Genomic DNA, 16,019 nt, shown 5'->3' with positions numbered 1-16,019 from the left:
TGCGTAAGCTAAAGCCCCCGCGTGATGCGGGGGCTTTGGCGTTTGAGGCGAGGAGGAAGGAGACGCAGATTCCCTCCGGGAAAGACAACCAGAAAAGTAAAATCCAGAGCTTGAGCTAACCCTCGATCGGTTCCATATCAACTTCTACGTTCAGGGAGTGGCCGCCGCCGCCGAGGATGAGGCCGCGCAGGGGGCTGACGTCGCCGTAGTCGCGTCCCCAGGCGAGGGTGACGTGGCCGTCGGTGGGGGCGACGTTGTTGGTGGGGTCCATGTCGAGCCAGCCCACGCCGCGGCAGTAAGCCGAGACCCAGGCGTGGGAGGCGTCAGCGCCGATGAGCCTTGGCTTGCCGGGCGGCGGATAGGTGCGGAGATAGCCGCTGACATAGCGGGCGGCGATCTTGATTGAACGAAGGCAGGCTATCTGGACGTGGGCGAAGTCCTGGCAGACGCCGCGACGCTTCTTGAAGACCTCTTCGGTAGGCGTGCGGACGGTCGTCACCTTGGAGTCGAAGCGGAAGTCTTTGTAGATGCGGGTGGTGAGGTCGAGCAGGGCTTCGCGCATCGGGCGCTGCGGCGTGAAGGATTCGAGTGCGTAGGCTGCGAAGTCTGGGCGGATGCGGATGCGTGGCGACTCGAACTGGTACTGGTAGGCGTCAAGACATTCAACACTGTGATCGAGAGCGAGGCAGTCGGTGGACTGCTCCCATGGCAGTGAGGCGCGGTCAGAGATGGATGTATCGGGCGTCACGACGACTTCGCTGTTCGCTTCGACGACGAGCTTCTTGTGCGGCTCCTGCACGGTGAAGAAGCAGAGGGTGTTGCCGAAGTAGTCGACTCGTTCGGTATAGGTGACAGGTGCGGGCTGGATATTGAGGGTGTTGTGAACGACGTAGTTCTGCGCGGACGAACGCGGCTTGAGGCACGCTACATGATTGCCGACTGATACGGGATAGACGTACTTGTACGTGGTGCGATGGCTGACTTTGTAGATCATGCTTCCCTATTGGCCCATGGTGATCGGCAAGGTGCGAGCGTGGCTGAAGTACCGGCTCGACAGGTTGTTCGACCAGGACGGCAGCATCTCTTCCAGCTCCGCAAGATAACGATCCAAGTGACTGAGGCCATCATCCACGCGCTTGATCTTGCCCGGCGGCGGGTAGACGATCGACTGCAGATCGATGCGACGCATCGAGGTGATGGCTTCCTGCATCGTCTTCAGATCGGAGGCCACGTGGCGGGGAAGCTTGCCGTAGAGATCGGCGAGGTGGTTGATCTGGAAGTCGAGTGAACGCGGATTCGTCTCGTCGGCCATGAGGACATCTAACACGGCGAGCGGCTGCAGGGTGGTGTAGTAGCGCGTCCGATAGGTGACGGAGCTATCGGCTACCTCCAAGAGGCGTTCGAGGTAGGCCCAGTCTTCGATGTGGAGATGCCGTGTGATGATGCGCAGTTCGCGTGTGAGATAGATCGAGCGTTCGAGCCGGCGGCCGAGGCTCATGAAGAGCCAGCCTGAGCCGCGGTTGATGTTCTCGCGCTCCATACCGGAGAAGGCGGAGAGCAGGGCGAGGCAGGAGGTCAGCTTGGCCGAGTAGTCCGCGAGCCGGTCAGCGGGGGTGCTGCGCATGGATTCGCGAAGCTGGCCGATGAGCAGCATCATGTCGGCCGAGAGGCGTTCGCGCACGTTGCCGCCGATGCGTGAGATCTCCTCGAGCGTACAGGGGAGGCTGTCCCAGCGTTTGGTGTCGGTGAGCATCGAGAGGAGTTCCTTCTCGAAGTGGGCATAGGTGATCGGCGTCCGCTTGCGCTTGGGAAGCTTGCTCAGCCGGGTGCCAAGACAACTATGCAGGAGCAAAAGGCTGCCGAGGTCGGCCTCGTCGGCCAAGGTGACGCGGGGGACGATGGCGCGGAGGATGCGTGCGATGTTCTCCGCGCGTTCGACATAGCGGCCGAGCCAGAAGGTGTTGTCGGCCACGCTGCTTGGGACGACGCGCGAGACGCGGCGCAGCTCGACGGGCTCGTTGCGCGGGCGAAGCATGCTGAAGGTGTCGACCGGGCTATCGGAAAGAACCCATGCGTCCTTGCTGTGACCGCCGCGCTGCATGGAGACAACGGACCCGTTAGCCTCGGCGACGCGCACGAGGCCGCCCGGGATGGCGCACCAGCCGGTCGGGGTGTTCAGGACGTAGGTGCGGAGAACCATGCTGCGGGAGTTGAGGCAGTCGTTCTCCCAGACGGGGGCGGTGGAGAGTGCGACCTGCTCCTGCGCGACGTATTCGTGAGGGAAGGCACGGAGGCGCTGAATGAACTCGGCCTTCTCTTTTGCGGGAAGCTCGGAGCCGAAGACGGGTTCCATGCCCCGCGCGGGAAAGGCTGGCTTGACGACGACTTCATCGAGGTGGTCTAGGACCCAGTCGAGCGCTCGCTTCTGGCCGCACCACCAGGTGGCTACGGAGGGAAGCTTGAGCTCTTCGCCGAGAAGATGGCGGGCGAGACCGGGAAGGAACGGCATGATGGCGGCCGACTCGATGAGGCCGCTGCCGAGAGCGTTCGCCACCTTGACGTTTCCGGCAACGATAGCGTCGACGAGGCCGGGCACGCCGAGGAGCGAGTCGCCGCGGAGTTCGAGCGGGTCGCAGAAGTTGTCGTCGACGCGGCGAAGGATGACGTCGATCTGCTCGAGGCCGCCGACGGTCTTGAGGTAGACGTGGCGATCGCGGACGGTCATGTCCGCTCCCTCGACGAGGGTGAAGCCGAGGTACTTGGCGAGGTAGGAGTGCTCGAAGTAGGTCTCGTTGTGCGGGCCGGGGGTGAGGAGGACGATGCGCGGGTTCGGCTGCGCGGACATGCCGATGAGAGCGTCACGCTGGGCTCGGAAGAACGGGGCGAGGCGAAGGACGTTCGAGTTGCGAAAGAGCTCCGGCAACATGTCAGAGACGATGGTTCGGTTTTCGAGGGCATAACCGCTGCCCGAGGGAGCCTGGGTGCGGTCGGCCAGCACCCACCACTCTCCGTCAGGCGACCGGGCGAGGTCGACAGCCATCATGTGGAGGTAGCTGTGCGGCGGGACTTTGACGCCGACCATGGGGCGGAGGAACGCGGGGTTTCCAAAGAGGAGAGCGGCGGGAAAACGGCCTTCGGTCAGGAGCGTCTGGGGGCCGTAGAGGTCTTGCAGGAGAAGGCTGAGGAGCTGGGCGCGCTGGATGACGCCTGCCTCAATATAGCGCCACTCTTCGGCGGGGATCAGGAGGGGCACGACGTCGGTGCGCCACGGGCGGTTCATGCCCTCGGGGTCCCCGTAGATGTTGTAGGTGATGCCGTTCTCGCGGATGCGGCGTTCGGCGCGGGCCCAGCGATGTCCGAGCTCCTCGGGGCCAATGGCGCGCAGGGATTCGATGAGCTGCTCCCAGTGCGGGCGCGGGTTGATGCCGTCTGCGGACGACTCCTCATAGGTGGCGCCGTAGCGGAGGGTGGACTGGTAGAGATCGCCGATCATGGGGCGACTCCTGGAGTCTCGATGAGAGCGGCATCCGGGGCGGGCCAGCGGAGATCGAGGGTCATCGGGAAGATCGGGTTGTGCTCTTCGCCCGGCGTGACGATGGGATCTGACGACGGCTCGGAGACCTGGAAGCGCTGCAGGCGGCGAGCCTTGGCTTCCGTCGCGTTCTCGGGGCGCGTGGTGTGGATGGTGCCATCGGGCGGACCGGCGAAGTAAGTGCAACGGCCGATCGAGCGCTGCTTCCAGGTGTCGATCAGCTCAAAGCTCAGGGGAGTGTGCACTGGGATGGTTGGATGCAGCGCAGCGGAGAGGCGGCGCGCGCGGTAGCGGATTCCGGCGACGGCTTCGCCGGGCTCTCCGGTGGGATGGAGAGGGACCTGGCGGCCGTTGCAGGTGACGATGTAGCGCGATTCGGTGGTGAGGCCGGTCACCTTCACCTGCATGCGCTCCAAAGACGAATCGACGGAGCGGCCGGTGCGGCCTGAGCTTGTCTCCTCGGCGAGGACGTTCCATGGCTCGAGCGCCTGGCGAAGTTCGAGCTCGACTCCGTCGACCTGGATGGAGCCGATCTTCGGGAAGCGGAACTCGACGTGTGAAGCGAACCACTTATCCTCGAGCGGATAGCCGCCGCGCTGCAGGAAGCCGAGGACTTCGGCGAAGTCGCGCTGGACGAAGTGCGGGAGCATGAAGCGGTCATGGAGCGCTGTGCCCCAGCGCAGGAGGCTTCCGGTGAAGGGCTGCTTCCAGAACGCGCAGACGAGGGCACGGACCAGGAGCATCTGCATGAGGCCCATGCGGTAGTGCGGGGCCATCTCGAAGGCGCGCAGTTCGAGGAGACCGAGGCGGAGGCCCTGACCTTCGGGCGGGAAGAGCTTATCGATGCAGAATTCGGCACGATGCGTGTTCCCCGTGACGTCGACGAGCAGGTTGCGGAACAATCCGTCGAGGATGTACGGCGGATCGTCTCCGGTGAGCTGGCTGAACGAGACTTCAAGCTCATAGAGAGCATCGGCGCGAGCCTCATCGACACGAGGGTACTGGCTGGTGGGGCCAACGTACATTCCCGAAAAGAGGTACGAAAGCGACGGGTGGTTCTGCCAGAAGGAGACCATGCTGCGGAGCAGGTCGGGGCGGCGAAGAAGAGGGCTGTCCGGCACGCTGTTGGCGCCGATGACGATGTGGCTTCCGCCGCCGGTGGCGAGGTGGCTGCCGTCGTAGGCGAACTTGCCGGCGATGAGGCGATTCTTGTGGGCCTCGTCGGCGAGGACGGCATTGAGGGCTTCGAGGTCGTCCCAGTTGTCGGTGGGAGGCAGGTTGACCTCGAGGACGCCCGGGTCCGGGGTGAGCGAGAAGGCGCGAAGGCGCAGGTCGTGCGGCGGGGTGTATCCCTCGATCCAGATAGGCATCTCGAGGAACTGCGCGGTGTCCTCAATGGCGGCGACGAGGTCGAGGTAATCCGCTACGACGGAGACGTAGGGGAGGAAGACGTGAAGGCGGCCTTCGCGTGCCTCGACGCAGAGCGAGGGGCGGATGAGCTCTTTCGCCGTCTCGGCGGTGCTCGAGAGGGGTGGAAGCGGGTCGGGTGTGGGTTCGACGGCAAAGAGATCGGGGCGGCGGGCGGGATGTGCCGGGAGCTTGACTAGCTCACCGTCTTCCCGGTCATAGACGAGTTCGTCGGGAGCGACGAAGGGCATCGAGTCGACCGTGATGCGGTAGCCGATGGGCGAATCGCCCCAGGACAGTACGAGGCGGTGGGGGCGTGGGAACCAGAGCTGGCTCGACCACGCGAGGCGGCCTTCGGGTTGGCGGCGGCGGAGCGGCAGGATGTATCCGGCGGGCGTGGTTGGGTCGCCGTTGTCGTCCGGCTGGTTGAAGGCGGGGAGGATGTCCGAGGCGCTGACCTGCAGGCGATGCGTAAGAGCTTTGAGGAAGGTGAAGCTGTCCTCGACCGTGAAACCGTATTCCTTGTCTTCGAAGGCGAAGAGGTCGACGTTCTCCCAGACCGGAACCCCATCGAGGCGGGAGACGCAATGAAAGGCCCAGCGCGGGAGCGGCTCTCCGGGATACCACTTCCCTTGCCCGAAGTGCAGGAGACCGCCGGGGGCGGTGCGTTCGCGGAGACATCGGATAAGCGCCAGGCCGCGGGTTCGCTTGAGCGGGCCAAGAGCCTCGATGTTCCACTGCATGGCCTCGGGCTCGTCGATGCCGACGTAAGTGGGCTCGCCGCCCATGGTGAGGCGAATGTCCTGATGCTTCACATCCCGGTCGATGGCGTGGGCGACCCCGCGGATCTTCAACCACTCGTCGTCGCTGTAGGGTTTCGTCAGGCTCGGCGCTTCATTCAGGCGCTTGACCGACATCGTATGGCCGAAGTCGACACGGGCGCTCTCGGAGGTTCCGCTGATGGGCGCGGCCTGAGAGGCGGTTGGGGTGCAGACGAGGGGGATGTGTCCTTCGGAGGTGAAGAGACCTGAGGTCGGGTCTAGGCCGATCCACCCCGCACCGGGAAGGTAGACCTCGGTCCAGGCGTGGAGGTCGGCGGAGTCGACGGTCGGCCCCGGGGGGCCATCGACAGACGGTTCGTCCTCTACGAGTTGAATAAGGTATCCGGAGACGAAGCGGGCGGCGAGGCCCACCTGGCGGCAGATCTGCACGAGCAGCCAGGCGGAGTCGCGGCAGGAACCGGTGGCGCCGGTAAGGGTCTGCTCGCAGGTCTGGACGCCGTGCTCGAGGCGCGTCACGTAGCCGACCGCGTCACGTACCTTCTGGTTAAGGCTGACGAGGAAGTCGATTGTTCCCTGCTTTTCGAGCGACAACTCTGCGACAAAGCGTTTAAGCAGGGGGCCGAACGGCTCCTTTGCGCGGTACGGCTCCAGATTTCCAAGCTGGTCCGCCGGGTACTGAAAGGGAAAGCTCTCGAAGCCGGGCTCGAGGAAGAAGGCGAAGGGGTTGTAGGGGGTGAGGTCGGCGACGAGGTTGACGTCGACGGTGAACTCTGTGGTCTTGCTTGGGAAGATGGCGCGGGCCAGGTGGTTCGAGAGGGGGTCGAACTGCCAGTTCAGGATGCGATCGGACGGGGTGATGTCGAGCGAGTAGCTCAGGATAGGGGTTCGACAGTGCGGCGCGGGGCGCAACTGAATCACCTGGGGGCCTAGCGAAACGGCCTTATCGTACCGATATTGCGTCCGGTGGTGCAGTGCAACCTGAAGTCCCATCGATCCTCGATCCGTCGTGCGTTTAGTTGCTGGCGATGCTGGCACGCTGATGAAAAGTGCGTGAAGTTTCGGGATGTTCTCGCGGCGTTTGTTTAAAACTACCGCACTCAGGCTATAGACGGAACGGAGCCGGCCGGCCGGTGCTCGATTGCGGTGATCCGGGGCACTCAACCAACCGATAAACGGGCTTGAGACGTTAACGCGTCTTAGGTGTGCCGTAGGCTAAACTGTGTCTTCTCAAAGAGACGTCTCCGCCTGATCAAGACGTCTGGGGTCCCATGCTCATCCTGTCAGAGTTCGATATCCAGTTCCGCCTCCCGGCGCCTACTGCCATCGTCGCCGTACTCTCCGTGCATCCCTCGCTTGAGTCGCGCGTTCGTGCTGGAAACAAGCTGGCCGTGGAGCATTTCACGACCTCGATCGCGGACGCCCCAGCTTTTACCGACGGCCCGAAGGTGAACGTCTCCTGCACAGACTTTATCGACTCCTTCGGGAATCGTTGCGCACGCTTCTTTGCTCCGAAGGGGCATCTGCGTCTCTCCGGGTCGAGCGTCGTTGAGACCGACGCGAAACCAGATCCCAATGATGTGCGGGCGGAACAGGCTTCCGTGCAGAATCTGCCCGCGGACGTTCTCCAGTTTCTATTGCCCAGCCGGTACTGCCAGGTGGATCAGTTTGGTGGGATTGCGCAGGATCTCTTTGGCTCGACGGCTCCGGGATGGGCTCGGGCTGTAGCCATTCGCGACTGGGTGCACGCCCGCGTCGCGTTCAACTACAACGCGGCCCGGCCCACCAAGACGTCGATGGATGTATTCACCGAGCGCGTTGGCGTCTGCCGGGACTTCCAACACCTCGCCATCACGCTGTCCCGCTGCATGAACATTCCTGCACGGTATGCGACTGGCTACGTCGGGGACATCCGCAGGCCGTTCAGCGGGCCGGGCGACTTCAGCGCGTGGTACCAGGTGTTCCTCGGTGGGAAGTGGATCAACATCGATGCGCGACACAATTACCCCCGGATTGGCCGTGTCCTGATGGCGACGGGCCGCGATGCCGCCGATGTCGCCATCACGACCAGCTTCGGGGCGGCGTACCTTGCGCACTTCTATGTCGAATCAAATGAGGTCGACCCGCAGGGAAACAAGGTTCCGCTCCCGGAGGCGCTGGAGATCCCGCAACCAATCCCGCACGAGCTCAAGACGCCGACCCAGACGAACGGGAGCGAGGCAAGTCCGACCCAGACGCAGTCCGCCACGCTCTAGCAATAAAATGACTTCGCGAACGCCGTTTCCCGGGGGCCTCGTGCCGAGGCTCCGGCATGGTCTAATCTATCCACGCTGAGAGCCTTCCCTGGGAAGCGGACGAAGGATTAAGAGGACGAGATCGCTGTGCCTAATCAAGACGAGATTTCCGCATCACCGTGCATCGAAGACATCCGGCTTCAAAAATCCACGTCCCGCGAAGAAAACTGGCAGCGCTGGGGGACTTACCTGCCTGAGCGGCAGTGGGGAACGGTTCGTGAGGACTACTCGGCGGACGGGAATGCGTGGAACTTCACGCATGACATGGCCCGATACCGCGCCTATCGCTGGGGCGAGGATGGGCTGCTTGGATGGACCGACCGCGAGTGCCGCCTGTGCTACTCCACGTCGCTCTGGAACGGCAAGGACGCGATTCTGAAGGAGAGGCTCTTCGGGCTCGGTAATCCTGAGGGAAACCACGGAGAGGACGTCAAGGAGCAGTTCTACTATCTTGACGCGACGCCCACGCACTCCTATGCGAAGGCGCTTTACAAATATCCTCAGCGAGCCTTCCCGTACGACGACATCGTCAAGGAGAACCGCACGCGGGGCTACGACGATCTCGAATACGAGCTTCTCGATACCGACATCTTTGATGAAGATCGTTATTTCGACGTTCTGATCGAGTACGCGAAGTGTTCGCCGGAGGACACACTGGTCCGCCTCACGATCTCGAATCGGGGACCGGAGGCCGCGGATCTAACCGTCGCCCCGACGCTGACGCTGCGCAACAACTGGGCATGGCGGAATCTCGAGCAGGGCCAGGAGACGAAGCCCTGGATGCATCTGCAGGACGGCAACGACCGCACCGTCATCGCGAACCACAAGACGCTTGGGCGCTATCGATTTATGGCCGTGGAGGAAGACGGCGGTCCGCAGTCGGAAGAGATTCTTTTTACCGAAAACGACACAAACGTTCGCCGTCTCGACCCGAACTATAACGGGCCACAGGGCTATTCGAAAGATGCGTTCGACCGATACCTGGTTCAGGGAGAGAAGGACGCAGTCAAGCAGGAGAAGATCGGGACCAAGACGGCGTTCGTCTATCGAATCTCCATTCCTGCGGGCGAGACGCAGGTCATCCGGCTGCGGCTTGTGCGGGAAGATGAAAGCGAGCCCGGATCCATCGATGTCGCTGGATTCGAGCAGTGCTTTAAAGAGCGGAAGGACGATGCCGACGACTTCTACGCCAGGCGGATCCCGAAGACCTTCAACGATGACGAGCGAAACGTCTCACGGCAGGCCTATGGCGGGCTCCTGTGGTGCAAGCAGTTCTATTACTACGTTTCGGAGCGCTGGCTGGCTGGCGACCCGGCGCAGCCTGCTCCGCCTGCGGAGCGCCTGCAGGGCGGGAATGCGCAGTGGAAGCATCTCTTCTGCCGCGACATTCTCTCCATGCCGGATAAGTGGGAGTACCCGTGGTTTGCCGCGTGGGACACCGCGTTCCACATGATTCCGATGGCACAGATCGATCCGGAGTACGCGAAGAGCCAGTTGCTCATTCTGTTGCGCGAATGGTATCTGCACCCCAACGGACAAATGCCGGCCTATGAGTTCGCCTTCAGCGACGTGAACCCGCCGGTACATGCGTGGGCGGTTTATCACGTCTACAAAGCCACTGCGGACAAGGATGGGAATGGCGACCTTGACTTCCTCGAGCGCGCGTTTCAGAAGCTTCTACTGAACTTTACCTGGTGGGTCAATCGCAATGACCAGGGCGGCCATAACCTCTTCGGCGGCGGCTTCCTCGGACTGGATAACATCGGCGTCTTCGACCGCTCGACGACGCTTCCCGATGGGGTATCGCTTAATCAGGCCGACGGCACGGCGTGGATGGGCCTCTACTGCTCGACCATGTTGGGAATCGCGCTTGAACTGGCGCAAACGCGGCCTGCCTACGAGGACATCGCGAGTAAGTTCTTCGAGCACTTCATCGGCATCATCGATGCCATCAACACGCTTGGAGGCACCGGGCTCTGGGACGAGGAGGCGGGCTTCTTTTTTGATCAGTTGACGAGTAAAGGGGGCACTCCGAAGCCGCTGAAGGTACGGTCGATCGTCGGGCTGGTTCCGCTGTACGCGATCGGGGTGTTGAGCAAGCCGCATCTCGACAAGCTGCCCGGCTTCACCAAGCGGATGAACTGGTTCCTCAAGAATAAGAAGCAGCTTGCGCGATACGTCTCGCAGGTGGAGACCAAGGATCCGGACTATAAGGATGCGCGCTTCATCGCTCTCGTTCCGAAGGATCGCCTCGTGCGTATCCTGCGCTGCGTCTTCGATGAGACGGAGTTCTTCTCGAACCATGGCGTGCGCGGACTGTCGCGCGTCCACGCCGAACACCCCTACGAAGTCGAGCTTGCGGGCAAAACGCTGACAGTCAAGTATGTGCCCGGAGAGGGCGACAGCGGCATGTTCGGGGGAAACAGCAACTGGAGGGGCCCGGTCTGGTTTCCGGTCAACATGCTCCTGCTCAATGCGCTCGAGCGATACCACGCGGTTTACGGTGACAGCGTCAAGGTGGAGTGTCCGGCTGGAAGCGGGAAGATGCTGAACCTTCTCGAAGCGGCGGAGGAGATCTCGCGGCGGCTCGTCTCGTTGTTTCTCCGGGATGAGACAGGACGGCGTCCTTCGCATGGAACCGAACAAAGGTACATCGACGATCCGCATTGGAAGGATCTCGTGCTCTTCAGCGAGTACTTCTGCGGAGATACCGGCCGCGGAATCGGGGCCAGCCACCAGACCGGATGGACCGCGCTGGCGGCGACCTGCATGGAGAGGATGCACCGGGTCCGTTCGGAAGAGAAGATCGGCTGAGACCGGCTACCAGACGGAGACGGCTTCGATCTTTGCGGCTCCGGCGATGCCGTTGACGACATCCGTGCTGAGTACAACTTCGAAGTCCTTATCGTTGAAGCCGGCTCCTATCCTCTGGCGGAGTTCCGCAGCGCGGTGATCGTCCGAGATGAACTCCCCGGCGGCGGCCGTGCCGGTCATCCCAATCCCAGCGATGATCATCTCCACTTGTCCTGTCTGCTCATTGTGGAGTCGCGAGACGATGGCGTAATCCCGGGTGACGGACGCGATTGGCTCCTTCAAATCGAGGGACCACCGCTGGTTTGCGGGATTCTCCTGATCCTGGATCCAGTATCGATTGTCATCACTTCCGGCGAAGTGGTAGCGCAGGTTGGTGAGAGCTCGAATGGTCCACTGATTATCCAGGCCTCCGATGAGGACCGTCGGCCCCTGGCGCAGGTCTTCAAGGGTGGTTGAAACGGTCAGCCTGACTGTATAGGAACGTTGATGAACCGCCATCACATTCGCCACCCTCAGGGCGGCAAGCATGTCGGAGTAAACGACATTTTCCCCCAAAGCCTGGTGTGCGCGGAAGGTCGACGCATCTTCCATGCGACCGGTCAGCTTCTTCGCAGGCGCGGTAGCCTTATCGGGAACAGGATCACCGGTCGGACCTCTTCTCTTCTCGACGTCCGTCGGCAGACAAAACAACACGGATCCCTGGCCGCTCAGAAGCGGCGACCACAAGGCTTCCAGAGCAGGTGGATGCAGCCAGCGCAGAATACCCGCCGATACCAGCGCAAAGACCAGCAGCGCCGCCCCGAGTAGATACCACAACCGGTTTCTTCCGGGCTTTGCCTTCGCAAGCTCTACCGGGTCCGTCGAAGTGGCAGGGGCAGGGGCGGAAGCTTCGACTACAGGGAGGATCTCTTCCACTTCCGTGACGACGGTTGCGACGATCGCTGTCTCGCGTTTCGAATGCCTCGCCCGGAATTCCGGCTCATAGCGGCCTGGTAGAAGCTCAATCCTTATCTCTGCGTCGTGCTCTTCGTCGTGGTAATACTGCGCGATGCGCTTGCGTATCTCGGCAATCGTGACCCTGACGATCGGGTCGGACGCGGTGTCGTAGTCCGCTGGCCGGTCGAAGACGCGGACGCCGAGCAGGCGCTCCTTGAGGAACTCCCCACGTCCTTCCAGGGTCTCTTCGACGATAAATCGCAGAAGCGCGGGATAGCGCCTGCTGTTCTTGAAGTGATGCGTTTCCAGCAGACGATTCATCTGCTCTCGCACTTTTTCCTGTTCCGCCTCGCTCAACGATGGCGGTCGGACGTTCAATTCAGGAGTCATGTGTACACGTAATACCTTTCGGCCTGTCCCACAGCATAGGCCCGAGGGTTAATACCTGGCAACCTAGGACTCTTTACCTAGTCTATCCCTATTGAAAACAGACGGGTTTGCGTTTCCCCCTCGACTTACCTTTACGGCTGGGAGGGTGCATACCAGAAAACCCCTGCACGATCGTATGTTTGCATGCCTATAGTTCGGGGCGTACATCAGCCATCCCTCTGCGCGTCGCGAGCTATCGCTCCTTCCGCACGCTTTTTCACGACCGATCTATAGAGAACCATCAAGGAAGCGAAACCATGATTGAACAGCAAGGGCACCACATCAAACATTGCACTGGCCAGTGCGACGGAACGCGGGGACGGCTCAGCCGCTCCTTCTTCCTCATAGCTCTTCTCGTCGGCAGCCTCTTCGCAGGCTCCAAAGCCCAGGCGCAGCTCACCACCGCCGATATCATCGGTACCGTCACCGACGGAACCGGAGCCGCCATTCCGAACGCGCAAGTGACCCTTGTTAACGCGGAGACGCAGGCAAAACGCGAGACCGTCAGCAACGGTAGCGGTGACTATCAGTTCAGCCTTCTTCCTGTTGGACATTATTCCGTCACGGTAAAGGCCACGGGCTTCAGCACCTCGTCGACCCAGGATCTCTCCGTTGAAGCGGGTGACCGTGCCCGTGCCGACGCCCACATGCAGGTCGGAGCGGAGTCTCAGACCATCGAGGTACAGGCTCAGACGCCTCTCCTCCAGGCCGACAATGCGACCGTCAGCTCGACCGTGACGGCCAAGGCGGTACAGGACCTCCCGTTGAACGGACGCAACTTCGTCCAGCTCGTTCAGCTTGTTCCCGGAGCGAATGAAGGTCCTGGAAATGGTCTGTCCAGTGGTGGACGCCCGGATGATCGCCGCACGAACGCGGCCGGCATCTCGGTCAACGGCCAGGATGACACCCTCAACAACTGGGTTGTCGACGGCGTCGACGACAACGAACGCATCATCGGGTCGATCGGCGTAAAGCCGAACGTCGAAGGAATCCAGGAGATTACCGTCCAGACCAACAGCTATGCGCCAGAGGCTGGCCGCACCGCTGGTGGCGTCATCAACATCGTCACGCGCTCCGGAACGAACAAGTTCCATGGCTCGGCGTACGAGTTCTTCCGCAACGACATCTTCGACGGCCGCAGTGTCCTCCAGACGACAGGAAGCAAGCCCGAGCTACGCCAGAACCAGTTCGGCGGAAGTATCGGCGGACCAATCTTCCATGACAAGACGTTCTTCTTCTTCGACTATGAAGGTCTGCGCCAGGTAGTCGGCGTCACCTACACCAAGACGGTCCCGACACTCGCCGAATACAACGCAATCCAGACCAATCCGCAATCGCTTCTCTCCACGGCGAATGGCACGATCAACCCGGTCAGCGGAACGCCACTGCCAATCAACCAGATCGCTCTGAACTACCTCAAGCTCTTCCCCGCCCCCAACGCCGGCCCAGTCGGCCAGCTCACCAACAACTACATCACCAGCCCGAACAAGACACAGACCAGCAACACCTACGACGCGCGCGTCGATCACCGCTTCAACGACCGCAACGTCTTCTTCGGACGCTTCTCCTACAACACGGTCAACACCTTTACGCCTCCCGGCCTCGGCACCCAGAACGGCCTGCAGATCAGCGGCGGCCGATACGACTTCGACGGTCCCGCAAAGGACATCTCGCAGCAGTATGCCTTCGGATTCACCCACACCTTCACCCAAAACCTTCTTCTCGACCTACGCGCGGCTTTCACGCGCATCAACAACCTCTCGCTTCCTCTCAACTACGGCATCGGAGCAGATGTGAAGATCGGCTTCCCTGCCAGCATGACCAATTTCAGCCCCTTCGCCGATTCCCTGACACCGATCTCCGTCGGCCCGTTCTCTGAAATCGGTGATGGTGCCTACGTTCCTCTGCAGGACATCGACAATACCTTCCAGTACTCGGGAACCGTGAGCTGGACCAAGGGCAACCACAACATCAAGGCCGGTGCGAGCTTCCTTCGCAGGCAGGCACGCAACGTCCAGAGCGCATCCGCAGTCGGCGCTTATGGCTTCAACCTCCCGACCGACAGCAACTCCGACCAGTTGACCCAGCAGAACAATCAGCTCGCCTCGATGCTCGTGGGAGCCTTCAACAACGAAGTACGAAACGCCAACCTCTTCGCTCCCGACTATCGCAGCTACGAGCCAAGCGGCTTCGCGCAGGATAGCTGGAAGGTGAACCCGAAGCTGACTCTCATCTACGGCCTCCGCTACGACGTCTTCACACCCTTCACCGAAGCGCACAACCACATCTCCAACTTCGACTTCCTGCAGGCCCTGACACTCAACACCGCCTCCATCAGCTCTGCTCTCAAGGTTGCCGGCCAGAACGGCGTCAACTCGCAAGTCAACATTCCGACCGATTACTCCAACGTAGCACCACGCGTCGGCTTCTCCGCGTCGCTCACCCCGAGCATCGTTCTACGCGGCGGATACGGATTGAGCTTCTTCCCCGGCAACTACACCTCGAACGCCGATCTGAAGAACGCACCGTTCACCTCCAACTTCAGCCCTGCCTGCCAGTCGACCCTCGCCGTTCAGATTGAAACCGAACTTGGTCAGTCTGCCGGCCAGAATCCTGACTGCGCCTCTCCCAAGATCGGTGCCCCCGGAACGCTGAACACGGGTCTGCCCGCTCCATCCGCACCGGACATCACAAACCTGGCAGGCATCAATGGCCTTGGTTTCGTGGCCGAGGCGCCTCACTTCAAGTCGGCTCTTATCCAGCAGTTCAACCTGCAGATGGAGCAGCAGTTCGGCGCGAACGTCTTCACTATCGGCTACGTCGGCAACATCGGCCAGCATCTGCCGGAGTCGATCAACAACATCAACCAGCCAAAACCCTTCAACCCAATCACAAACTCGAGTGGCGCGACGCGTCCCCTCGGCAATATCCTGAATAACCTCGGCGGCGTCAGCTATATCGACAGCGAAGGAGTCTCGAACTACAGCGCACTCCAGACCTCCTTCCAACGCCGCTTCACCCACGGGCTGGCCTTCGACGCCAACTACACCTGGAGCAAGGGCCTGAGCGACATCACAGGCTTCTCGCAGCAGGGCGGCAGCCAGGGCTGGAGCAACGCAGACCCAACCCGCATTCGGCAGATCGAGTACGGCATCGCGGAGAACGACATCCAGAACCGCTTCGCTCTCTCGCTCAACTACGAACTGCAGTATGGCAAGAACTTCCACGGCATCAAGAAGGCGGCGTTCAGCGGCTGGCAGGCGAATACCATCACCGTCTGGCAGAGCGGCAAGCCGTTCACCATTACAAGCACGGGCAGCGGCGCGGATAACCCGATCGAGAGCGATGGCCTCAGGCACGGCTATAGCAATCGCGCGGTCCCGCAGAACAGCGGTGGCAACGATCGTCCGAACCAAATTGGCGACGCTCGCGCCAGCCACAAGACCAACGCGCAGTTCTTCAACACGGCGGCCTTCGCTCCTCAGCCCCTTGGAACCATCGGAAACACGCAGCGCAACTCGCTGTTTGGCCCCGACTTCCGCCACGTCGATCTCTCCATCTTCAAGAACTTCCCGGTCACCGAACGCGTGAGCGTGCAGTTCCGTGCGGAGAGCTACAACATCTCCAACACGCCGAACTTCTACATTGGGAACGGTACGTCGGCCTCACAGTTCGGCAACGCAGCCTTCGGCCAGGTCTCGCAGACTGATCCGAACTACACCCCGCGCCTGTACCAGTTCGCACTCAAGGCGCAGTTCTAACGACACTGGGCGAGCCGTTGTGGCTCGCCCAGTGTTTTATCAACCAAGAGGGGGCCACATACCGTGG

7 protein-coding genes are annotated in these 16,019 nt (G+C 61.6%); 3 read left to right on the top strand and 4 right to left on the bottom strand.

Going from position 1 to position 16,019, the window contains the following annotated elements:
- Positions 1-115: 115 nt before the first annotated feature.
- From GRAN_RS14030 to GRAN_RS14020, 3 genes are read right to left on the bottom strand one after another with little or no spacing between them, the layout of a single operon-like run.
- A complete protein-coding gene (locus GRAN_RS14030; protein WP_128913631.1) occupies positions 116-994 on the bottom strand; it encodes a transglutaminase family protein in 879 nt (292 codons plus the stop codon).
- A 6-nt stretch (positions 995-1,000) separates the two neighbouring features.
- Positions 1,001-3,493, bottom strand: coding sequence for a circularly permuted type 2 ATP-grasp protein (locus GRAN_RS14025; RefSeq protein WP_128913630.1), 2,493 nt, complete (start codon positions 3,491-3,493; stop codon positions 1,001-1,003).
- A complete protein-coding gene (locus tag GRAN_RS14020) occupies positions 3,490-6,711 on the bottom strand; it encodes a transglutaminase family protein (protein WP_128913629.1) in 3,222 nt (1,073 codons plus the stop codon). The genes GRAN_RS14025 and GRAN_RS14020 overlap by 4 nt, the downstream gene beginning before the upstream one ends.
- Before the next feature lie 278 nt (positions 6,712-6,989).
- Here GRAN_RS14020 and GRAN_RS14015 point away from each other — a divergent pair, with 278 nt between their 5' ends.
- Both GRAN_RS14015 and GRAN_RS14010 read left to right on the top strand, forming a co-directional pair.
- Positions 6,990-7,973, top strand: a complete 984-nt coding sequence (locus tag GRAN_RS14015; RefSeq protein ID WP_128913628.1) for a transglutaminase-like domain-containing protein — start codon at positions 6,990-6,992, stop codon at positions 7,971-7,973.
- Positions 7,974-8,099: 126 nt separating this feature from the next.
- On the top strand, positions 8,100-10,826 hold the full coding sequence (locus GRAN_RS14010) for an MGH1-like glycoside hydrolase domain-containing protein (protein WP_241654600.1): 2,727 nt from the start codon (positions 8,100-8,102) through the stop codon (positions 10,824-10,826).
- Positions 10,827-10,832: 6 nt separating this feature from the next.
- On the opposite strand, the gene GRAN_RS14005 is transcribed toward GRAN_RS14010, so the two are convergent.
- Positions 10,833-12,083 carry a hypothetical protein gene (locus GRAN_RS14005; RefSeq protein ID WP_241654596.1) on the bottom strand — a complete coding sequence of 417 codons (1,251 nt, stop codon included), beginning with the start codon at positions 12,081-12,083 and terminating at the stop codon, positions 10,833-10,835.
- 365 nt (positions 12,084-12,448) lie between these two features.
- On the opposite strand from GRAN_RS14005, the gene GRAN_RS14000 reads away from it, so the two are divergent.
- On the top strand, positions 12,449-15,952 hold the full coding sequence (locus tag GRAN_RS14000) for a TonB-dependent receptor (protein WP_128913626.1): 3,504 nt from the start codon (positions 12,449-12,451) through the stop codon (positions 15,950-15,952).
- The last annotated feature ends 67 nt before the right edge of the window (positions 15,953-16,019 follow it).

The sequence above is a fragment of the Granulicella sibirica genome (assembly GCF_004115155.1).
GTDB classification, from domain to species: domain Bacteria; phylum Acidobacteriota; class Terriglobia; order Terriglobales; family Acidobacteriaceae; genus Edaphobacter; species Edaphobacter sibiricus.
The sequence above is the reverse complement of the archived record's forward strand: the minus strand, read 5'-3'. Positions and strand labels throughout refer to the sequence as shown.

What these genes read in the sequence shown, in the direction of transcription:
- GRAN_RS14005 (WP_241654596.1), bottom strand. Translation starts at nt 12,083, where the DNA reads ATGAATCGTCTGCTGGAAACGCATCACTTCAAGAACAGCAGGCGCTAT.
- GRAN_RS14000 (WP_128913626.1), top strand. Translation starts at nt 12,449, where the DNA reads ATGATTGAACAGCAAGGGCACCACATCAAACATTGCACTGGCCAGTGC.
- GRAN_RS14030 (WP_128913631.1), bottom strand. Translation starts at nt 994, where the DNA reads ATGATCTACAAAGTCAGCCATCGCACCACGTACAAGTACGTCTATCCC.
- GRAN_RS14020 (WP_128913629.1), bottom strand. Translation starts at nt 6,711, where the DNA reads ATGGGACTTCAGGTTGCACTGCACCACCGGACGCAATATCGGTACGAT.
- GRAN_RS14025 (WP_128913630.1), bottom strand. Translation starts at nt 3,493, where the DNA reads ATGATCGGCGATCTCTACCAGTCCACCCTCCGCTACGGCGCCACCTAT.
- GRAN_RS14015 (WP_128913628.1), top strand. Translation starts at nt 6,990, where the DNA reads ATGCTCATCCTGTCAGAGTTCGATATCCAGTTCCGCCTCCCGGCGCCT.